Below are 22250 nucleotides of genomic sequence, written 5' to 3'. Positions count from 1 at the left end.
TTTATTTTCAGTATCTATTTATTCATACACTTTATGCATGAAATACCTCGTATAAAAAACAAAAATTCAGTCTTATTATCATATGTACATTGGAGGATATTCAATAAGAACGCAAAAAAAAGAAGGGCGAGCCCTTCTTTTTTTCAAAAATTACTTCTTGTTAACGTTAGTAGCTTGTGGTCCACGGTTACCTTGTTCTACTTCGAAAGTAACTTCTTGACCTTCTTCTAAAGTTTTGAAGCCGTCGCCTTGGATAGCTGAGAAATGAACGAATACGTCTTCTCCGCCTTCAACTTCGATGAAACCGAAACCTTTTTCTGAGTTAAACCATTTTACTTTACCGTTTTGCATGAAAAAAATCCTCCTACAATGTACCTATATGTACATATTCATTTTCAACCACCTTACAATAATAAACCAGACATTAAAAAACTGCAACCCCTGAGGAGATTTAACATTGCTATCCTCCTCGGAAGTTACAGCTCATTTAAATCTCTATATTATTAAAAGTAAAATGGTTTAAACATACTATATCATATCAATATAATAAAAGCAAAGTTTTTTTTGCTAAACAACTTTTTTCTTCCACTGCATCGCTTTTGATTCACCTGATCCAGCTACAACATAGCCTTCTTTTTGATTAACAATGCGCCAACCATGCCCTTTAACCGAGTCACATACTGTAACAATCCCTTCATTAAGATGCACACGGCAAACCGTGCTAACGCCCGCCTTATTTTGCGTTGAAGTCGTATATAGCACATGTTGATCTACACTTAAGTCTAAATAGCTACTAGCTTTCTGCTCACTTTGACATGTATGCCAATATAGTTTTTCATTCTCAATACTTTCATCTATTTTACAAAAAGAAATATTACCACCAATTCCTTTACACGATCCACTTGCTGCTACTAGATAAGAATTATGTAGAGTCAACGCAGAAATCATTTGATTCATCGCTATTTTAATTCTTTTTAATTTACGTTTCTCTAAATCAAAAAGCCAAACACCACCATATTTCGCATGTATTTTCGTACCAATAAATAAGTAATGTTTATATAAGAATAACGAACGAATAGACGGTGCATCACTGCCATAATCAAGAAATGGATGAATGGTCTCCCATGTAGAACCGAAATTATTAGAAAGATACAATGTTTTATCTCCATGAGCAATGACAGTTCCTTGTACATTACTACACACATTCCAACTCGTTGCTTTTGTTGGAAAACGCTGAATTGTCCAGTTCTCTCCACCATTCATGCTACGAATAAAAGTCCCTTCGTCGCCTACACCATAAACTATATTATCTACGCTATGTAAATCCCGAATTCGTTTTTGAAAGCCATTTAAAATCTGTTTCCATTCTCCGTCTTGTTCAATAAATAAGCCATCATATGTAGTAGCTAACATAAGTTTTCCATCTCTTAATTTTGTAATAGCAGTTGCACTTAACATTGTCTCCACGTTGACACTCCCATTCTTAGAACTTCTCAGCAAATGCAATTGCAAAATTACTGCATTTTTCAATATCCTCTTCATCTTCTGGAGATAATTCAATTTTCAATCCTTCTTGTACAAGTTCTGCACCGCGTTCTACAAGACGTTCTTCAAATATCGTCACCGCTTCACAAAACAGTTCATATGCCGTATCACCTGATCCAAATACAGCTGCTTTTTTTCCTGACAAATCTATATTTTCTAAATCCTCGTGGAAATCTTCTGCCTCAAACGGCAATTCACCATCGCCCCACGTATAAGATCCTAAAATAATTCCATCATAAGCTAGCAATTCTTCAGCATCCATGCCTTCCATCTCTTGCAATACTACTTCATGATCAAAAGCATCCAAACTTACTTTTATTAAATCAGCAATACTCTCTGTATTTCCTGACATACTCGCATACGCAATTAAAATTTTCGCCACTTTGGCATCCCCCTCTTGCAATGAATGATTCTCATTCTCATTATATTAATAATGAGAATCAATTTCAATTATATTTTTCATTTTTATTTATTCCATACAAAAAAGCACAGATGACTATACAATCACCTGTGCTTTTTTATTACTTTTTAAAAATACCAAATGGCTTTCCAACTGGTAAAACAACTTTTCCGAAGTGTGTATTTAACACTGCTGCGGCTGAACCATAGAAAGATAATAATGAAATACATAGTTCAGAATATGCTGCTAAATTATGCATTGCGTGCGGCATAACACCTAAAGTACTTAATGAAAGACCAATAAATAAGAAATCAATAAGTACGAAAATCATAAATAATACTTTATGTGTTTCCATTGCACCAATCGTCATAAAGATTGTGAAAATTAAATATCCGATAAAGGCTACACCAAGCTGTTTTGAATCTGCAGTTTGGGCTAATTTTTCGCCGAATACTCCAAGTTGAATTAACCAAGTCATTCCAACACCTAACCAAAACAGGCCGTACGCACCAAATGCTGTCGTACCGAACGTGTTGTTATGCTTTGCATCGTGAATGCATGCAAAGATTTGTGCAAATCCCCCTAAAAAGATTGCCCATGGTAATACAAGTGAAACGCCATCTGTTAAACCTAACTTTTGAGATGATGCTACAAGTGTTACCATTGCTAATCCAAATAGACCGATTCCAGATGGATCTGCTGTTGTCATTTTCACATGATGTGTAGTAGTTTGATTGCTCATATAAACCTCCTGATTATAAACATACTCGAATACAATACTTAAATCAGCAGGCTATGTCAATGGTTTTTTTTGTATGTTGTCAGACCTTACATCTTATAATAATCGAATATACTTTCGACCACTTCGTAAGGTTTTATATTCACATTTTTCAACTCATTTATCGGTATCCATAACGGAATATAACAACCTCTATCTTTCTGCTTAAACTCCTCACCTTTTCCGCTTCCGAATACTCCGTCCGTAATATAGGCTTCATAATAATATTCGGTACCTTTATACTTTATCTTTGTAATAAGGTGCTTTACTTCTATATGTAACCCTAATTCTTCGTATATCTCTCGCTTCGTTGCCTCTTCCGATGTTTCTCCTTCTTCTATTCCACCGCCTGGAAAAACGTAATATCCTTCATCGTCTCGAACACGTTTTATTAGAGCAATTTTTCCATCCTGTACAATAATAGCCACGCCGCGATTTCTCATCATTTTATTACCTCAATACGAACCGCAACTGTTCCCCACTTTTCTTCTTGTTCTTTCGTATATATTTTGTATGTACTTTCTAACATTTCCTCTAAACTATCATTTTCACAATCCAATAACTTTTTATCAATTTGCTCGTACATTTCTTTAAAGCTTTCGTATCGCTTTACTTCCGTTACTTTTACAACCATCGTTTCTGCTGTCGTAAGGTTCGTAAATACAATTTCATCGCCTTGTTTTATAAGTTGACGTTTTTTATCGTATAAGCGTACTTCATATACCTTTTTTCCTGATTGAATTGACTGAAAAGGTTTATTATATAACCCCATTTCGTATCTCATCCACTCCACTCCCCGTTATTCATTTTCTCTACTAACATACTTACATCTTACTAATTCATACAACACAGTTCGCCTTACTCCACCTTGCATATAATGTTCCATATCCATTACTTGCTTTAGAAAGGATGCTAAATTTGTTATGTTATATTTAAATCAAAAACCTGAATATAGTAAATATGATATTGGTGATTATACTTATAGTAAAGTAGGTCCAACTATTTTTTCTTGGAATGATGAAACGAAATTGAAAATAGGTAAGTTTTGTTCATTAGGAGAAGAAGTCGTTTTCATACTTGGCGGCGAGCATCGTGCTGATTGGATAACGACTTACCCATTTAATGCTCTCTTCGATGAAGGAGCACATATTACTGGTCATCCTTCATCAAAAGGTGATATCGTAGTCGGCAATGATGTATGGATTGGTTATCAATCCTGCGTTTTATCTGGTGTTACAATTGGTAACGGGGCCATTATCGGCGCAAAGAGTGTAGTTACAAAAGACGTACCTCCATATGCAATTGTAGCTGGGAACCCTGCCAAACTAGTTCGCTATCGTTTTTCACAAGAAACCATTGAAAAACTAGAAAAACTTGCATGGTGGGACTGGGATATTTCTGTCATAAAAGGAGCTATTCCATTTCTACTCTCCAACAAAACCAATGAATTTTTCACCTCACCCGAAAAAGAATCTACATGATTGATACACATAAAAAAGAGCATCCTATTCTTACAGGATGCTCTTTTGGTATTTATTTTTTATTTATTTGTAAGTGATTACATGGAGAACATTGAAATGGAATTTTATCTAAGCAATTAAAGTTCGTTTCGCAAATTTGTTCTATCGTTGGAACAAATGGGATGACTACCATGTTACTTTCTATTATTTGTGTAACAGGTGGCAATACTGTACCTACTTGATGTTCAAAGCGAATACTCGCTTGGTTAATATAATTTCCTGAACCACTTGGTGCGCTCTGAACTACTACTTGAAACGAAACTGTCCGCGCTTCACCCGGATTTAAATTTCCTATAAGAAACCCTGATACTGGACTTACATTTCGTAATGGAACACTATCGACTATTACGCTTCCAGGGATAAATCGAACACTACTATCTAACATGTCTTGAAAACGAATATTTTGCATGACAGTATCACCTGTATTTGTAATGACTGTCGTAAACGTAATGACATCTCCAATTGTTGCTGTTTGAAGATTTGCCGTTTTTACGACTGTCGTTGAGACATTTTGAGGGATAAACGGGATAACAACTGTATTACTATCACCTTCAACTACTACAGGCGGCTCATTCGGATTTACAGTTGCGAGCCCAGTCGCTGTAGCAGTATTTGTAACTAAATTATTTATTTGTCCTCCCGTTATTACAACTTGGAAATTAATAATTGCCGCATCATTTGGCTGAAAATCACCTAACGGAATACCCGTATTCGGATTGGCAAATGGAAGAGGTACATCATTTACCGTTACCGTGCCATTTATAAATAACGTATTTGGATCAATGATATCTGTTAAAACAATATTCGTCACAGGAACTGTACTATCATTTATGACGGCAATGCCGTAAGTGACAACATCTCCTACCATTGCTACTTCAAAGTTTGCTCCTTTTGCAACAAATAAGATTGCAGTATTTACCGTTACAATAACTGTATTACTCGTGTCCATCACTGTAACTGGCGGTTCACCTGGTACTAAAATATATTCTGCTGATGCCCCAGCAACGTTCACTACTGTACCACCATCTGGAAAACTCGTAATCGTAGCTTCATATGTTACAATCGCCGTCTCACCGACTGGAATGTCCAAAATCGTAAATCCAACCTGCGGATTTACTCCCGGACGCGCTACTCCATTTACCGTTACACTATTTGGTACAAAAACAGCTTCCGGAGATAGCACATCAATAAATTGAACATTCATTGCGTCAGCCGTACCAGTATTTAATATACGAACACGATACGTTACCGTTTCTCCTACTCCAACAATTGAATGATCTACTTCTTTCAGCATATCTAAACTGCCTCTATTTACTGGTGTGACTGTCGTATTACTTGAATTGGTAATTGTAAACGGTGGTTCTCCTGGAATCAATTCGAAATTACCAGTTACTCTCGCTGTATTCATAATGCTACTAGAAGGCGGAATTGAAATTACATTTACTTCAAATGTGATTAATACGCTATCCCCTACTGCAAGATCCGGTAATGAAAAGCCTACAAAAGGATCTAAACCTACTTGCGGAATCCCATTTATTTGTACACTTCCAGGAACAAATTCTAAACTAGGTGATGGAACATCGATAAACTGAACATTCGTCGCTGTTACCGTTCCCGTATTTGTAACTTGCACACTATACGTTAACGTATCTCCTAAACGTGTCGCTTCTTTATTTACAGATTTTATAATGCTGAAACGTCCTCTATTTATTCTTGTTATAGTCGTATTACTCGGATCTGTCACTATAACCGGTGGTTCTCCTGGCACTAAAGTAAAACTTCCTGTTATATTTGCAACGTTCGTAATTGTTCCTGATGACGGGATGGTTGTAACTGTCGCTTGAAACGTCACTATAACCGTTTCACCAACTGGTATATCTCCAACTCCAAAGCCAGTAATCGGATTTAAGTTTAGTTGCGAAACTCCATTTACCGTTACACTATTTGGTACAAATGACGCTCCTGCTGAAATCGTATCAACAAACTGAACATCGTTAGCTATTACTGTTCCTGTATTCGTTATTTGAACCGTATACGTTAATACATCTCCAACGAGAGTAGCCGCTCTATTTACTTGTTTAATAACATTAAATTGTCCTCTATTGACAGTTGTGAGTGTTGTATTGCTCGGTTGGTTTACTATAACTGGTGGTTCTCCTGGTACTAATACAAAGCTACCTGTTACATTTGCCGTATTGACAATTGTTCCGTTTGATGGAACACTAACAACTGTTACTTGAAATGTTACTTCTACACTTTCACCTGGATTTATATCTGGAAGCGGGAATCCATTATTCGGATTGAATCCAGGTTGTAACACACCGTCTATCGTTACACTGTTCGGCACGAATGCTATAGAAGAAGGTAATACATCACTATATTGAACATTCGTTGCTGTCACTGTCCCTGTATTTTGAACTACTGTTGTATAGGTGATTGTATCCCCTACTGCAACAATCGGCTGACTCACTGATTTTAATACATTCAAACCAGATTCATTTATTTCTGTTAATGTCGTGTTACTTGTCGTCGTTTCAGTAATAGGTGGTTCTGTTTCACTTACAGCAAATGTCGCGGTAACGTCTACAAAGTTAACAACTGTACCACCTTCTGGTATGCTCGTTACCGTCTCCTGATATGTGACAAGTACAAAATCATCTACAGGTATATCTGGAACTGTAAAACCAATGAAAGGATCTAATCCTGGTGCCGGTACCCCGTTTATGCTCACACTTCCTAGTACAAATGCTACACCCGCGGAAGTAGTATCTATAAATTGAACATTCGTCGCTGCCACTGTTCCAAAATTAAAAATCAATACATCATACGTTAAAATTTCTCCTACAGTCGCTACTTCTTTATCTACTAGTTTTAACGGAAAAATAAACGCTATATTAATTGTCGTAACGACTAAATTCGTTAATATCGTTTCCGTAATCGGTGGTTCCTGCGGATTCGGTTGTGAAGTAAATGTAACGTCAGCATCGTTTAATATGACTTCATTATCTGGAATCTCTGTAATTGTCACTTGGAATGTTACCGTAATACTTCCACCAGCAATTAATAATGGAGTAACAGTAAATCCTATTTCTGGATTTAAACCAAATTGCTGAACCCCACCTATCGTTACACTATTTTCGACAAATGTCGTTCCTTCCGGAATGACATCTTGGAAGAGTACATCTGTAACAGGTATAATTCCTACGTTCGTAATTAGCACGCTATACGTTAATACATCTCCAACAGCCCCAGTCGCAACGTCAACTGCTTTTGTTGCTGTTACTTCACCAGGAGGAGGTAACGGTATTGTAACTACTGTCGTATTACTTGAATTTGTCGTTGTTACAGGTGGTTGTAAAGGATTTAATAAGAAAGTGGCTGTAGCAGATGCCGTATTTAATACTGCTCCGCGTGGGGATGGCGTAACTACTGTAACTTGGAACGTTACTGTCACTGATGCCCCAGCTGCAATATTAGGAAGCGGGAAACCAATATTCGGATCTAAACCAAGCTGTGAAATTCCATTTATCGTCACACTGTTTGCGACAAATGCTGTTTCTGGAGCAATTGGATCGATGAAAGAAACATTCGTCGCTGGTACTGTGCCGTTATTTCGAATGACAACAGAATACGTATAAGTTTCTCCAAATGCCGCTTGTTGTACAGATGAAGATTTTTGTATATTTAACTGTGCTGTGTTTACTTGTGTCACGACAAAATTGCTATTCGTAACAGTCGTTATTGGAGGGTTTGCTGGATTTATAAGAAAACTTGCAGTAACGTTCGATTGGTTTCTAATATTTCCACCGCTCGGAACACTCGTCACTGTAACTTGAAACGTAATCGTAGCCGTTTGTCCGACCGGAATATTTGGTACTGGGAAACCTGCCATAGGATCCGCGCCTTGCTGAACAACTCCATTTATCGTCACACTATTTGCTACAAACGCAGTTCCAACAGGAATCGGATCTTGAAAAATAATATTCGTTGCAGGAACAGTTCCTGTATTTTGAATAAGAATTGTATACGTTAACGTATCTCCTACGCCTGCTTGCGGTGTGTTTACACTCTTTATTACATTAATTGATCCTACATTTACTCGCGTCACAACAATATTACTAATCGTTACAATTGTAATTGGTGGCTGCAGAGGACTTACTTGGAAATCAGCAGTTACATTCGCATTATTCGGAAGAACTCTATTTGGTGGTACACTCGTGATCGTCACTTGAAAAGTAACTGTTACCATCCCTCCTACTGGAATATTAGCAAGTGGAAATCCAGTTGTTGGGTTTAAACCTGGCTGAGGCGTTCCATTTATTGTTACACTATTTGCTACAAACGTTGTTCCAGATGGAATTGGATCAAGGAATGATACATTTGTCGCTGCTACTGTTCCACTATTTTGTATACGAACTGTATACGTTAACGTATCTCCTACACCTGCTTCAGTAGCACTTACACTTTTCATTACATTTAACCCTGAAGAATTCACGACTGTCATAACAGTATTACTTGGTACTGTTACAGTAATCGGTGGCTCTGTCGGATTTACAAGGAAATCTCCAGTTACATTCGCATTATTTACGACATTATTTCCTTGGGGAATTTCATCAATTAATACTTCAAAAGTAACAATTACACTCGCACCAGTAGGCAAATTATTTAATGGGAATCCAAGTTCTGGATCTGCCCCTTCTTGTAAAACACCATTAACAACTACACTATTTTCAATAAATAATGTCCCTTGTGGAATTGAATCTTGGAAAAATACATTTGTAGCTGGTACACTACCTGCATTTATAACTTCGATTGTATATACTAAAACATCCCCTACCGTTGCAACATCTGTATTCACTGCTTTCACAACTTCAAAATTCCCTGATTGTACAGTTGTATTCACAATATTACTCGGTACATTGATTGTTACTGGCGGTTCGCTCGGATTCACTTGAAAACTTGCTGTTACATTTGCTTGATTTAAAATATCTTCATTTTCTGGATCCTGTACAATTAATACGTCAAATGTGACTACAACTGTTTGAGCCGCAGGAATATTTGGAAGAGAAAATCCTGTATTCGGATTCAATCCACTTTGCGGTACTCCATTAATTGTTACAGAATTTGCAACGAAAGAAACAGCGGAAGAAATAATGTCTTGGAAAAGCACATTTGTTAACGGAACATTTCCTGTATTTTGGACGGCAATTGTGTATGTTAAAGTGTCCCCTACTGCCGCTTGCGTTGTATTCACTTCTTTTATTACATTTAAACCACCCGTATTAACTTGTGTCACTACAGTATTCGTTTGTCTATTAATCGTTACTGGCGGCTGATTTGGTTTAACGACGAAATTAGCAGATACATTTCCACGATTCGCAATCGTACCTCCTGATGGCGTAGATGTCACTCGTACTTGAAAAGTCACTGTCCTACTTCCGCCGGGAGATATATTTGCTACCGCAAACCCAGTCGCTGGATTTGCCCCAGGTTGCGAAACCCCATCTACAGTCACACTATTTGCAATAAAAGTCGTTCCAATTGGGATTGGATCTTGAAAAACAACATTCGTCGCAAGTACATTTCCTGTATTCTCAATTGTAACGGTGTACGTAAGAACGTCATTCACTGTCGCAAAAGCTCTATCCACTGTTTTTCTCGTTCTTATATCAGCTATATTAATTGTAGTAACTACGGTATTACTCGTCGCTTGACCTGAAATTGGTTGTTGACCAGGCACTGGGGTAAAGGTAAAGGTTGCACTTGCACGGTTCGGTATTGGATTGACAAGAGGGTTCGATGTCACTCGTACTTGAAAGCGTACTACAGTCGTTTGCGATGCATTAATACTTCCAAGATTAATACTACTTGATGGATTCGCTCCTGGACGTGCTACTCCATTAACCGTAACACTATTAGCTACAAATGTTGTTCCTGCAGGGATACTATCAACAAAAATAACATTGTTTGCAGCAACATTCCCATTATTCGTCACATTAACTGTGTACGTTAATACATCATTAAGAGTTGCCGTCTGTAGATCTACAGATTTTTGCATACTTATAGTCGCTTGATTCACTGTCGTTTGTACTGTGTTTGAAGAAGACGTACTTGTAATAGGGGCACTACCGACAAAAGGACGGAATTGATATGACACCATTGCACGATTTGGAATAGGATTTGGGTTCGGGAACGATGTTATTCGAACTTGAAATGTAACAATTCTTTGCGTGTTATTTGGGATTGTACCTAAATTAATTCCATTCGCGGGATTCGCACTCGGTTGCGTTACTCCACCTACCGTTACACTACCTGCTACGAATGTAGTTCCGTTCGGAATACTATCTTGTAATACAACGTTTTCTGCACTTCCTGTTCCTGTATTCGGGACCGTAATCGTATAGGTGAGAGTATCCCCTACCCCTGCAACGGTTCTATTTACCGATTTAACAGGATTAATGATTGGACCTGTTGCATCAATTTGAACACCAAAACCAGCTGCAGCGTATCCATCTCCATTTGTGACAAAGCGAACAGTTGCTGACGTCTGATTGTTTACTAAAGATGAGGAGGCATCTACATTCGTAATATCCCACCCTTGTCTTCGGATCGCTAAAGCTATTCCTAACGGCTGATTCAGATTTCCAAATGTTCCGCTCGTATCTAAATTTCCATTGTCATTACAAATTTGTGACTGAAAGAAATTATTTGCAGGATTTCTCGGTCCGAATAAAGTAACTGTAGCATTTGCATTCGGCCCAAAACGAAGTTGATCTCCAACAATGTTAGCATCACCTTCTTGGGCAGTTACAAGTACTCTTCCTGTAACTGTTCCCGTAGACGGCGTTGCAAAACCTGAAATAACAGCATCTACTGGTGGTGATGATGCCTCAATAATTTCTTGTCCTGCATACACCGATAAATTCCTTAGTGGTAAACTCACATTTTGATAAACTACCTCAAGCGTCCAGCCAACCGAACGACTAATTGTTGAATCAGCTGAAGTTCTTGCAGCTGGCACGGCACCTGTTGTATATGTGCCAGCCCCACCTGCACTAATAAGGTTCGTTACGTTAGCAGAACGACTATAATAAAACTGCTTCCCTACTGAACCTTGCTGGGCAGTTGCTGGGTCTGGTGTAACAGAAAATGTCCCCGCTGGTGTTGTAAAGGTAATATTATCATTTAAAAACGCAGTAACATCCTCCGTATCAGTCCGGTATGTGCCAGCCCACACAAGTTCTGCGTATAAGACACTACTCCCTGCTGGAAGGTTCAAAATTGCACTTGCAGAATTTAATCGCCAATCATTTGTCGTTCCTGCTGGGAATCCTGGCACTTGAAGCGATGTATTTACCGTAGTAAATACATCAATCGTACCGAAATTATTGCCTGGTGCAGGAGATGTAGGACTGAGTCCCAACGTGTTCCCAGTGAACGTGACGGCACCAGTAACTGTCGTTGTAAAGCGATTCATAAAAGGCACGTAATCATCTCATTTCATTTATAGTAAAAAGTGCTCTATACTATAAAATGTAGACAAACTATAGAGTGTACGTTGTCCAACAAAATTCCGCACATACGAGAGGAGTTTATAAAACTATGCGCTACGTTATCATAACAGGAACTTCACAAGGTTTAGGTGAGGCAATTGCCGCGCAATTATTAGAAGAAAGCACAACCATCATCTCTATTTCTAGAAGAGAAAATAAAGAGCTTACTAAACTTGCAGAACAATATAACAGCAATTGTATTTTCCATTCCTTAGATCTTCAAGATGTACATCATTTAGAAACTAACTTTAACGAAATCATTTCATCCATTAAAGAAGACAATGTATCTTCTATTCATTTAATTAATAATGCGGGTACAGTTGCACCTATGAAGCCGATTGAAAAAGCAGAAAGCGAACAATTCATTACGAACGTTCACATTAATTTACTTGCCCCTATGATTCTTACATCTATGTTCATGAAACATACGAAAGACTGGAAAGTAGATAAACGCGTTGTAAACATTTCATCTGGTGCAGGAAAAAAACCTTACTTTGGCTGGGGCGCTTATTGTACTACGAAAGCTGGTGTGAATATGTTTACACAATGCGTAGCGACTGAAGAAGAGGAAAAAGAATATCCAGTAAAAATCGTCGCTTTTGCACCTGGTGTTGTGGATACAAATATGCAAGTACAAATTCGTGAAACAAATAAAGAAGACTTCACAAATTTAGACCGATTCATCACACTAAAAGAAGAAGGAAAGCTATTATCACCTGAATATGTGGCAAAAGCTATTCGTAACTTACTAGAAACTGAGAACTTCCCGCAAGGCGAAGTTATTAGAATTGATGAATAATAAAAAGGCGTGCTAAAATAGCACGCCTTTTTATTCTACTTCTCTAAAAATATGAGCACAGACTCCGCAATTTGTTCATAACCAATTTCTTGATAAATTTTATTAGATGTCGGATTGGCTAAATCAGTATATAGTGTAGTCGTCTTGTACCCTTCGTCTAACATACGTTGACTGAGTGCCGCTACACAATTAGATGCGTACCCTTTTTTTCGTGCTTCTTTCGGGGTATAAACGAAATTTACTGTTATATTATTTGTAGTTGGTCTCGTTTTTGCAGCTACAGAAACGAGTTTCCCATCTACTTCTAGACCAAATAGACGATTATTAGTGATTAATGTATGTGCGGTTTGTTCCGCTTCTTCTTTCGTAGTTGGGAGCTTCACATCTTCACAAAATTGATATATCCATTTTTCTATTAATGGCAACTCATCATTAGTTATTTCTCGAAAAATTCCATCCTCGTTCCACTTCTTCTTAATTTGTTGTAATGCATATACACCTTGTTTCATTACAACATTCGTTTTCTTATTTTCTAACACCGCAAGCTCTTCAGCTAATTTCTGTACAATTTCCTTATTACCGATCAATCCAGGAATGTCCGGATATACTTTCGATAACTCTTTTGCAAGTTTCACTATATCTACTTCCGAATTTTCAGAAGTTGCAACAATCATTTGTATCTTCTCTTCTGTTTGAAGAAATACAACTGTAATTTCTTCTCCTCGTTTCGCTACCCCCATAAACGTCGGTTCTTGAGCTACTTGTAATATACCTAACATTAAATTATTTTCCTGCTCATTCTTTTCTAAAAATGGTGTAACATCTTCTTTAAAATGAAGAATCTCTTTATATACGTGTAATTGAATCATCGACAATCTCTTCTCTCCATTTATATTTTAATTAAGTATTGGCGATTAATTCATTAAATCCTTCTTTTACGATTCGATAATATTTGAAACTAATATGTTCAAATTATATTCAGCTCGTAATATTCTCCGTTTTTCCGTTTCAAATCGCTCTTCTTCATTTTTAAATGACTCTTTACGCTTTTGAATCATTCGTTCCATCTCTTTTTTACTCGGTCCTCCGTATACATTTCTTTTTTGAATAAAAGCTTCTGGCGATATAATTTCTTTCCACTCTTTTTCCAATAAATGTATTTTAAATTTTTCTTGTAAGTATATATTTACATCTTTGAAATGTAATTCATGAAGCTCCTTTTTCTGCACCAATGACATATTAGCAATCGTACTTGCTGCATGATGAGCATGCCGAAATGGAATTTTATAGTTTTTTGTTAAAACATCTGCAAAATCAGTTATCGTTATTGCATGTTTATAGGAACGACTTTTTAACGTTTCTTCTTCTACTTTCATCGTTCGAATGACTGCATTCATAATAGAAAATACGCGAATCGTCTTTTCGATTCCTTTATATAAATACGGCTGTAAGTCATCTTCCGTATCGACAATATCCCCAAATGGTGTATTATGAATCATTTGAAATACTGTAAATGCTTCTCCTAAAGCGCTACTCGTAATAGCACGAGCATGCTCAATTGAAACTGGATTTCGTTTTTGTGGCATAATACTACTAATTTGCACATATGGCTTCGCAACAGTAATACCATCATATTCTTTCGTCGCTAATAATAAGAAGTCATGAATCCATCTACTCGTATTTGTCATCATTATCATAAGTAACGAGCTAACATCTAATAAATAATCCGCTCCAGCGACAGCATCATATGAGTTCTCAATTACATTTGTAAATCCAAGTAAATGAGAAACTCGTTCTCGTTTAATCGGAAAACTTGTTGTTGAAAGTGCAGCTGCCCCCATCGGAGACTGATTTAAAATTTGGTACGTTTTTTTCATTCGTTCTAAGTCTCTTTGCATCGTATCATAAATTGCTAACATATAATGACCAAACGTTGTTGGCTGTGCTGGTTGTGTATGTGTATAAGCTGGCATAATTGTTCCCTTATGATCATCAGCAAGTTGCAATATACTTTCTTGCAATAATAAATGGTGTTCCATTAATCGTAATACATATCGTCTTAAGCTCATACGATACATCGTTACTCCCATATCATTTCTACTTCGACCGATATGCATATTACTTACAAAATCACACTTTGCTTCCTGAGAAATTAAATGTTCAACTAAAAAAAAGAGATCTTCATGTTGTTCTGTATATCGCAATTGATCTTTGGGCATTCCTTCTACCTTTTTTAGTGCTTTTAATATAACTGTAGCTTCTTCTTTTTTTATTAAACTTTCTTCAGTCAGCATCATAATATGCGCTTTATGCACTTGAAACATATCTTTTAATAAGTGGTTATACTGAAAATTAAATACATGTTGTAATACACAATCCACATATGTTTTCCCAGGGAAATCAGCGCCTTCATTCTTTATAAATTCTTCTTTACTCTGTTTCATCACCTTTTCCCCTTTCACCTAAGTATTACTACCCATCATACCCAGAGATAGTAAAAAAGTGCTTATACATAAAGTGAAACTTTAATTAGCCCTTACCAATCGGCCTTTTACAGGCAATTGTACTCCCACCTAACTCTCTCGCATTCGCCCAATTTTGAGATGGGAGTCTTACTGTCCACAAATAGCGGGACAAAAATAAACTCGGTGCTTTATGCACCGAGTTTATTTAATAAAAGTCGCATCATACTTATCACTTTGCAACACTTGGAAATGTAAATTTGCTAAATGTTTACGTATTTCTGCACTGTCATCTTCATTTAAATTATTCGCTAAGAATACAATTTCTGTACAGTTCCCGCGCTTATCCATAGCATAAACCGCTTTTGTAACCGTCCATGGCGTATACCCATTCTTTTGTCCTGCGTGTCTGAATGTTTTACGATATTTCTTGGCACTCATATCTGTTTCAACGATACTCGCCCACACTTTTTCTTCAGCTTCTGTCAGGCCACCTTTATGGTTTGCCTTTTGCAGCAATACCATATAATCGTTTGCGGACGCAGCTGGTAATCTATCTGACCAAATTTTATCATAACGTTCCTCTAAATAAAGAGGAATTTCTTTCTGTAATAATGACCCCTTCTTTTTTAAGCGCTCATGAATAATCATCGCATATTCACGATATTGCTCTTGAGTCATTTCTTTTAATTTTTTCTCTATTTTATATTTTGGAACATGTAATTCTTTATGCAAATATCCTGGGATATATAAAGATGAAACAATCGGAAATAGTGGTTGATGTGCAGGGAGCGATAAACTTTGTAAATTTCGATTAATATTATCTAATCCTAACACTTCCATTAAATATTCCGCATTAGCATTCGAACTAAACTTAACCATTCCTTTTGCCACGTCTTCTAAAGTAACGGCTCCTTCAGTTATCTTGCCTGTCTTCTCCAAATACCTTTGCCATCTATCTTGTGCACCACCATCTGTATTCGGTACATAATATCGATTGACATCATTAATTGAAACGAAACTAGCCGGGTCAATTTTCCCTTCTGTAACTTGTTTCGTATATTCAAGCGCCACAATTAATTTCATCGTACTAGCAACTGGCAATACAACATTTGGATTTACAGAATAAACAACTTTATCATTTCTCTTTACTAGAAGCGCACTATTTTTTTCATCTTTATGTTCTTCAATAAAAGATGCAATATACTGTGCATCATCATTATTTGAACTCCATACTTTTTTCACTAAAAAGTTACCCGATATTAGCAAAACGAAAATACCCACAATTACTGCGCATACTATAGTTTTTTTCAAGTAAAATTCCTCTCCTATTGTATAACTCTTCTCTCTATCTTTAAAAAACAAAATAATGGAGATGGTCATTTAAATAACCATCTCCATTATTTTAACTTGTATACTCCTATTATGTCTACGTCATGATTTTCACAAAATCCTCAAGAAATTTTTTATAATGTAATGACCAACCAATTCGTACCCAATTTTTCAAGGCTTTTGCATCAGGTTGAGGACGGAAATCTGCAATACTTTCTCCTTTTGCAATTCCAGCTGTATCTACATCGACACGACGATATACATAATCTAAAAGGGATGGATTTGCCGCAACCATCATTGTAACGACGTCATGTACTGGACTTCCTTTTATTTTCGGATTTAACTTTCTATAAGCTTTATAATAATACGTAAATATCGGCTCGATTAACTTATTAAAACTCGTTTTAGAATGTTTCGTAATATATTTTACCATCTCTGGCGTTATAATTGCCTCGGATGTAACATTAAGCGGCACTAATGTTACATTCTTCGCATTTTGCATAACTAACTGTGACGCAATCGGATCGCCATGAAAATTCGCCTCCGCCACTGGTGTAACATTGCCAGGCATTAAAAAAGCACCGCCCATTATATAATATTCTTTTACATATTTCATCATCGGCTTTTCTAAAATAAACGCTGTCGCTAATGTCGTTGACCTACCAGCATCAACAATGATTAATTCTCCTTTATATTTTTCAAGAATATCGAAAAACTCACAAAAAGGCTTTATATTTGGAGAAAGGTTTTTCGGAGGACGAATTGGCCCTAAACCTTCCGTCCCGTGAATTTCTGGATAATACGTTGTAATATCTCCAGATAAAGGGATTTTCGCACCATTAATAACTGGTATATCTTCCCTACCTGCTAACTGTAATAAATACGCTGCATTACTTGTCGCTTTTTCTTGTGTTACATTCCCATATCCAGTTACTACACCAACAATATCAATATCAGGATGCAACAATCCATACATAATTGCTAAAGAGTCATCTATTCCCGGGTCTCCTAAAAATAACACTTTTTTCATCGACCTCAACTCCATCCCCTCAGTTGTTATTAATTTATGAATAGCCCTACATATACAGAATAAAAAAGATGAAATTTATATAAAAAAAACGCAGTCCTATACGGACTACGTTCTTCATCTAGCCTATGCTGTTTTTTTCACAGCAATCATACTTCCCACTATGTAAGCGATAAACGCAAAGCAAATTGGGAAGACAACTGTATGTATACCGAACGGATTTGGGTAGAAAAGATGAATACACATATATGAGCCTACCCCAACTAAAATGGAAGCAAGCGCTCCAGTTGCATTCCCTTTTCTCCAATATAACCCTAAGACGATCGGCCAAATGAATGCTGCTTCTAATCCACCGAAAGAAAATAAATTTAACCATATTAAAAAATCTGGTGGTTTAATCGCCGCTGCATAAACGAGCAGTCCTACAATACCCGTAATCCACAAACTTCCTTTTTTTATCGTACTGTCTGCTGCATCTTTATTTATGTAATTTACATATATATCTTTAATAATCGATGAACTTACAAGTAACAATAGCGAATTTACTGTAGACATAATCGCTGCCATTGGTGCCGCTAAGAAAACACCAGCTAGCCAAGGCGGCAACACTTCCATCGCGAGTAGCGGCATGACTTTATCTGGTACCGTTATACCAGGAAGTACTACTCGTGCAAATACACCCGTTAAATGCATCCCGATCATAATTGTACCAACAACAACCGTTCCAATGATTAGAGCTTGATGCATAGCTTTTGAATTTTTATAAGACATAGCACGCACACTAATTTGTGGTAAACCGACAACGCCAATTCCAATTAAAATCCAAAACGATGTAACATATGATTTCGTTAAACTACCATCTGCTCCGAATGGTGTAATTAAATTCGGATTGATTTGAACAAGTTCCTGCATAATCTTTTCAATTCCACCACCAGCAATAACAGTAGCAACTAAAATGATTGTCGTTCCAACTAACATAATGATACCTAATAACGTATCTGATAACGCAACTGCGCGGAACCCACCAATTAATACGTACACAAGTACAGAAAAAGTAAATAAAAATAGTGCTGTTGTATAAGATAGACCTGTTAGCGACTCAATTAATCGTCCACCGCCGACCCACTGGGCTACTGTTGCTGAAAATAAAAAGATAATAATACATAACGCCGAAAGTATAACAACCGCTTTATTATTGTATCTTCCTTTTAAATAATCGATAAGCGTAATTGCTTCCATCTTCCTAGCAATAATTGCAAACTTTTTACCGATAACTGTTAAAACGATATACCCTGTTACAACTTGAATCGCAGATAATAATACCCATCCAAGTCCCATATTGTAAGCAATACCAGGGCCACCAATGAAACTACTTGCACTACCGTACGTAGCAATCATTGTCATCGCTAATAATAAACCGCCAAGCTCACGTCCACCAAGAAAATATTCTTGCAAAAATTTATTATGAGCAGTCGCTTGCACGCGTCTTGAAGCATATATACCAATTAAAAATACAACGATAAACGAAATTATCATTGGAATGATTACATACCAATTCATCTATTATTCCTCACTTTTTTCTTCCTCATCGAGTGAAATATCTTGAAATACAAAACGAACAACTAAACTAAGCAAAATAACCATTACGACAAATCCAACAATACAACTATAAAAAAACCATGCTGGAAAACCGAATACATATGTATATTCACTTGGATTTTTACTACCAAGCCCATAAGCAAATCCGTACCATATTATAAAATTGATAATAGCAAGTCCAAGACCAATTAACGCTTCTCTATGGGCGATTCGAAAGCGTGGATCATCATGATAATTCTTCATTTTCTCCCTCCTCTCACGATGTATTATTGTACCATTGTTCTTCTAGTTTTTCCTACTAGAAAGCAAAAACAAGCAGGATTTTTTATAATTATATAGAAGACTCTCTTACATTACATATTTTTTACAATTGTAACACAAATGAAATTTGAATTTTCAGTAATTGTTAATTATGATTTTAATTAGAGGCTTTCCATCTAGTTCCTACATCCTTGATTTCGGAATAAACGCCGTCTCGTACTGCGTTTACATTATATTTTCAAGGGGGTTATACAATGAGTCAACTAGCTGTAAATCTTCATGAAAAGGTAGAAAAGTTTCTTCAAGGCACGAAAAAGTTATATGTGAATGGATCTTTCGTTGAAAGCGCTTCCGGTAAAACGTTTAAAACGCCTAACCCTGCAACTGGCGAAACGCTTGCCATCGTTTCTGAAGCTGGTCGCGAAGATATTCATAAAGCTGTAGTCGCAGCTCGCATGGCTTTTGACGAAGGTCCTTGGTCTCGCATGAGCACTGCTGAACGAAGCCGCCTTATGTACAAGCTTGCCGATTTAATGGAAGAACATAAAGAAGAGCTTGCACAGCTCGAAACGTTAGATAACGGAAAGCCAATCCGTGAAACAATGGCAGCAGACATACCACTTGCAATTGAGCATATGCGCTATTATGCTGGCTGGGCGACGAAAATCGTTGGTCAAACAATTCCTGTTTCCGGTGATTACTTTAACTATACACGCCATGAAGCTGTTGGTGTCGTTGGTCAAATTATCCCTTGGAACTTCCCGCTTCTTATGGCAATGTGGAAAATGGGAGCGGCGCTTGCTACAGGATGTACAATCGTTTTAAAACCTGCAGAACAAACTCCACTATCCGCTCTATACTTAGCTGAATTAATTGAAGAAGCTGGATTCCCGAAAGGTGTTATTAATATCGTTCCTGGATTCGGTGAATCAGCTGGACAAGCTCTCGTTAATCATCCACTCGTTGATAAAATTGCATTTACTGGTTCTACTCCAGTTGGCAAACAAATTATGAGACAAGCATCCGAATCATTAAAACGTGTTACTTTAGAACTTGGTGGTAAATCACCAAATATTATTTTACCAGACGCCGACTTATCTCGCGCTATTCCTGGTGCACTTTCTGGTGTTATGTTTAACCAAGGACAAGTATGCTCTGCTGGATCACGCTTATTTATTCCGAAGAAAATGTATGATAATGTCATGGCTGATCTCGTCCTTTATTCTAAAAAATTAAATCAAGGTGCTGGTCTAAGTCCAGAAACTACAATCGGTCCTCTCGTTTCCGAAGAACAACAAAAACGTGTAATGGGCTTCATTGAAAAAGGGATTGAAGAAGGCGCTGAAGTACTTTGTGGAGGAAGTAATCCATTTGATCAAGGCTACTTCGTTTCTCCTACAGTATTCGCCGACGTCAATGATGAGATGACAATCGCAAAAGAAGAAATTTTCGGTCCAGTTATTTCTGCAATACCGTTTAACGATATTGATGAAGTAATTGAACGTGCGAATAAATCACAATTTGGCTTGGCAGCTGGTGTATGGACAGAAAATGTTAAGACAGCACACTATGTTGCAAGTAAAGTACGCGCAGGTACAGTATGGGTAAACTGTTATAACGTCTTTGATGCAGCATCTCCATTTGGAGGATTTAAACAATCTGGTCTTGGCCGTGAAATGGGATCTTACGCATTAAATAACTATACAGAAGTGAAGAGCGTTTGGTTAAACTTAAATTAAATCGAAAGAACCTGATCCACTCGGTCAGGTTCTTTTCATTATGTATTCCTTTAAACTTGCAGCCCTCCGCTCACATTTAATACTTCCCCTGTAATATAGGATGCGTATTCTGACGCTAAAAAGGCCGCCGCGTTCGCAATATCTTCTGGCGTTCCAATTCTACCAACCGGAATTGCTCCAACCATTTTTTCTTTTACTTTGTCTGGTATTGTTTTTGTCATATCCGTATCCATAAATCCTGGACAAATTGCATTACAAGTAATACCGAAGCTTCCAACTTCTTTCGCTGCTGTTTTCGTTAAACCGACAACGCCAGCTTTCGTTGCCGCATAATTTGCTTGTCCAATATTCCCTTCTCTACTTATTGAAGAAATATTAATAATGCGCCCATATTGTTGTTGTCTCATATAAAGAAGAGCTGGCTGCATACAATAAAAAACGCCAGTTAAGTTTACTTGTAATACTTGTTCCCAAGCTGATTTCTCCATTTTATGTAACATTGCATCTTTTGTAATTCCAGCGTTATTTACTAAAATATGCAGTGTCCCAAATTTTTGAACTGCATACTCAATTAATGATTTCGCTTCATTTTGATTACTTACATCACATCGATATAAGCTTACTTCATATCCTTCGTCCGATAATTCACGTGTCGTTTTTTGTAGTTTTTCTTCATTTACATCACTAATTAAAACTTTAGCCCCAAGCCTAGCAAAAACTCGTGCAATTTCTTTTCCAATTCCTTGGGCGCCACCTGTTACAACAGCTGTTTTCCCATTTAAAAATCCCATCCCTATCCCCCATTTCTATTACTTATACTGTATATTTCGGCTTTTTGCTTTCCAAATCCTCTTTGTATAAAAAAGTCTATTTGTGTCAAACTAACTTTGCAACGTCGCATAAAGTGAAACTTTAATCAGTGGGAAGTTTGTTCATCCCCCACTGATTATCAGCCCTCACCAATCGGGCATTTACGGGCAGTTAATCTCCCACCTAGCTTCTTTGTTCCATCTGAATTTTGAGGTGGGAGTTTTACTACCCGCTATGCGGGATAAAGTGCAAGGAGATTGTGTCGAATGAACAAAAAAAATTTCAAACAAAGCAAAGCCACTGATGGTATTGATGTTGAGTTCTCTCGTGAACTCGCTGACCACAACGACTTAGAAGCAAACGCACGTGCAAATGCCGCTGATGCACGTCAAAAACGCCAGTCAACAGAAAAATAAGGGGAAATC

General features: G+C 37.2%; 18 protein-coding genes. 4 read left to right on the top strand and 14 right to left on the bottom strand.

The features are described from left to right. Nucleotides 1-150: 150 nt before the first annotated feature. The 6 genes from cspB to A6J74_RS27350 all read right to left on the bottom strand — a co-directional run bounded on the left by cspB (nt 151) and on the right by A6J74_RS27350 (nt 3507). Nucleotides 151-351: a cold shock-like protein CspB gene (cspB, locus tag A6J74_RS27375; protein ID WP_001179148.1), complete on the bottom strand. Its 201-nt coding sequence runs from the start codon at nt 349-351 to the stop codon at nt 151-153. Between the two features lie 216 nt (nt 352-567). Further along, nucleotides 568-1467, bottom strand: coding sequence for a WD40/YVTN/BNR-like repeat-containing protein (locus A6J74_RS27370; protein ID WP_000449503.1), 900 nt, complete (start codon nt 1465-1467; stop codon nt 568-570). 16 nt (nt 1468-1483) lie between these two features. After that, entirely contained in the window at nt 1484-1927 is a 444-nt protein-coding gene (locus A6J74_RS27365; RefSeq protein WP_001062761.1) for a flavodoxin, read from the bottom strand. Between the two features lie 139 nt (nt 1928-2066). Then, the gene (locus tag A6J74_RS27360) at nt 2067-2687 is read right to left on the bottom strand and encodes an acetate uptake transporter (RefSeq protein ID WP_000070943.1); all 621 of its coding nucleotides are present in this window, start codon (nt 2685-2687) and stop codon (nt 2067-2069) included. Between the two features lie 86 nt (nt 2688-2773). Continuing rightward, nucleotides 2774-3169, bottom strand: a complete 396-nt coding sequence (locus tag A6J74_RS27355; protein ID WP_080609740.1) for an NUDIX hydrolase — start codon at nt 3167-3169, stop codon at nt 2774-2776. Beyond that, a complete protein-coding gene (locus A6J74_RS27350) occupies nt 3166-3507 on the bottom strand; it encodes an ASCH domain-containing protein (protein ID WP_001268354.1) in 342 nt (113 codons plus the stop codon). Before A6J74_RS27350 ends, A6J74_RS27355 begins: the two co-directional genes overlap by 4 nt. Nucleotides 3508-3646: 139 nt before the next feature. On the opposite strand from A6J74_RS27350, the gene A6J74_RS27345 reads away from it, so the two are divergent. Further along, on the top strand, nt 3647-4204 hold the full coding sequence (locus tag A6J74_RS27345) for a CatB-related O-acetyltransferase (protein WP_000966319.1): 558 nt from the start codon (nt 3647-3649) through the stop codon (nt 4202-4204). Nucleotides 4205-4256: 52 nt separating this feature from the next. Here A6J74_RS27345 and A6J74_RS27340 read toward each other — a convergent pair whose 3' ends face one another. Further along, nucleotides 4257-11729, bottom strand: coding sequence for a DUF7507 domain-containing protein (locus A6J74_RS27340; protein ID WP_001116424.1), 7473 nt, complete (start codon nt 11727-11729; stop codon nt 4257-4259). Nucleotides 11730-11845: 116 nt separating this feature from the next. Between A6J74_RS27340 and A6J74_RS27335 the strand changes: the two genes are divergently transcribed. Beyond that, on the top strand, nt 11846-12595 hold the full coding sequence (locus tag A6J74_RS27335; RefSeq protein WP_001271043.1) for a (S)-benzoin forming benzil reductase: 750 nt from the start codon (nt 11846-11848) through the stop codon (nt 12593-12595). 35 nt (nt 12596-12630) lie between these two features. Here A6J74_RS27335 and A6J74_RS27330 read toward each other — a convergent pair whose 3' ends face one another. The 6 genes from A6J74_RS27330 to A6J74_RS27305 all read right to left on the bottom strand — a co-directional run bounded on the left by A6J74_RS27330 (nt 12631) and on the right by A6J74_RS27305 (nt 19258). Further along, entirely contained in the window at nt 12631-13470 is an 840-nt protein-coding gene (locus A6J74_RS27330) for a GNAT family N-acetyltransferase (RefSeq protein ID WP_002093485.1), read from the bottom strand. A 60-nt stretch (nt 13471-13530) separates the two neighbouring features. Then, complete coding sequence (gene argH / locus A6J74_RS27325; protein ID WP_000813956.1) at nt 13531-15039, bottom strand: argininosuccinate lyase; 1509 nt, start codon at nt 15037-15039, stop codon at nt 13531-13533. Nucleotides 15040-15261: 222 nt separating this feature from the next. Next, the gene (locus A6J74_RS27320) at nt 15262-16371 is read right to left on the bottom strand and encodes a serine hydrolase (protein WP_000751360.1); all 1110 of its coding nucleotides are present in this window, start codon (nt 16369-16371) and stop codon (nt 15262-15264) included. Between the two features lie 115 nt (nt 16372-16486). Beyond that, nucleotides 16487-17434, bottom strand: coding sequence for a nucleoside hydrolase (locus A6J74_RS27315; protein ID WP_073990662.1), 948 nt, complete (start codon nt 17432-17434; stop codon nt 16487-16489). Nucleotides 17435-17542: 108 nt separating this feature from the next. Beyond that, nucleotides 17543-18976 carry a sodium/pantothenate symporter gene (panF, locus tag A6J74_RS27310; protein ID WP_001104810.1) on the bottom strand — a complete coding sequence of 478 codons (1434 nt, stop codon included), beginning with the start codon at nt 18974-18976 and terminating at the stop codon, nt 17543-17545. 3 nt (nt 18977-18979) lie between these two features. After that, nucleotides 18980-19258: a YhdT family protein gene (locus tag A6J74_RS27305; protein ID WP_000800723.1), complete on the bottom strand. Its 279-nt coding sequence runs from the start codon at nt 19256-19258 to the stop codon at nt 18980-18982. 272 nt (nt 19259-19530) lie between these two features. Between A6J74_RS27305 and dhaS the strand changes: the two genes are divergently transcribed. Further along, nucleotides 19531-21015 (top strand): aldehyde dehydrogenase DhaS, encoded by a 1485-nt coding sequence (gene dhaS / locus A6J74_RS27300; RefSeq protein WP_000080298.1) that lies wholly within the window; start codon nt 19531-19533, stop codon nt 21013-21015. 50 nt (nt 21016-21065) lie between these two features. Here dhaS and fabG read toward each other — a convergent pair whose 3' ends face one another. Then, nucleotides 21066-21806 (bottom strand): 3-oxoacyl-ACP reductase FabG, encoded by a 741-nt coding sequence (fabG, locus tag A6J74_RS27295; protein WP_000506443.1) that lies wholly within the window; start codon nt 21804-21806, stop codon nt 21066-21068. 285 nt (nt 21807-22091) lie between these two features. Between fabG and A6J74_RS27290 the strand changes: the two genes are divergently transcribed. Further along, nucleotides 22092-22241, top strand: coding sequence for a YfhD family protein (locus A6J74_RS27290; RefSeq protein WP_001035815.1), 150 nt, complete (start codon nt 22092-22094; stop codon nt 22239-22241). Nucleotides 22242-22250: the final 9 nt, after the last annotated feature.

It is taken from the genome of Bacillus sp. FDAARGOS_235 (assembly GCF_002073415.2).
Lineage (GTDB): Bacteria > Bacillota > Bacilli > Bacillales > Bacillaceae_G > Bacillus_A > Bacillus_A toyonensis.
The sequence above is the reverse complement of the archived record's forward strand: the minus strand, read 5'-3'. Positions and strand labels throughout refer to the sequence as shown.

Bases quoted from the DNA above. Each gene is read 5' to 3' on its own strand.
- fabG (WP_000506443.1), bottom strand. From the start codon at position 21,806: ATGGGATTTTTAAATGGGAAAACAGCTGTTGTAACAGGTGGCGCCCAA.
- A6J74_RS27360 (WP_000070943.1), bottom strand. From the start codon at position 2,687: ATGAGCAATCAAACTACTACACATCATGTGAAAATGACAACAGCAGAT.
- argH (WP_000813956.1), bottom strand. From the start codon at position 15,039: ATGAAACAGAGTAAAGAAGAATTTATAAAGAATGAAGGCGCTGATTTC.
- A6J74_RS27335 (WP_001271043.1), top strand. From the start codon at position 11,846: ATGCGCTACGTTATCATAACAGGAACTTCACAAGGTTTAGGTGAGGCA.
- A6J74_RS27315 (WP_073990662.1), bottom strand. From the start codon at position 17,434: ATGGAGTTGAGGTCGATGAAAAAAGTGTTATTTTTAGGAGACCCGGGA.
- cspB (WP_001179148.1), bottom strand. From the start codon at position 351: ATGCAAAACGGTAAAGTAAAATGGTTTAACTCAGAAAAAGGTTTCGGT.
- A6J74_RS27355 (WP_080609740.1), bottom strand. From the start codon at position 3,169: ATGATGAGAAATCGCGGCGTGGCTATTATTGTACAGGATGGAAAAATT.
- panF (WP_001104810.1), bottom strand. From the start codon at position 18,976: ATGAATTGGTATGTAATCATTCCAATGATAATTTCGTTTATCGTTGTA.
- A6J74_RS27305 (WP_000800723.1), bottom strand. From the start codon at position 19,258: ATGAAGAATTATCATGATGATCCACGCTTTCGAATCGCCCATAGAGAA.
- A6J74_RS27345 (WP_000966319.1), top strand. From the start codon at position 3,647: ATGTTATATTTAAATCAAAAACCTGAATATAGTAAATATGATATTGGT.
- A6J74_RS27290 (WP_001035815.1), top strand. From the start codon at position 22,092: ATGAACAAAAAAAATTTCAAACAAAGCAAAGCCACTGATGGTATTGAT.
- dhaS (WP_000080298.1), top strand. From the start codon at position 19,531: ATGAGTCAACTAGCTGTAAATCTTCATGAAAAGGTAGAAAAGTTTCTT.
- A6J74_RS27350 (WP_001268354.1), bottom strand. From the start codon at position 3,507: ATGAGATACGAAATGGGGTTATATAATAAACCTTTTCAGTCAATTCAA.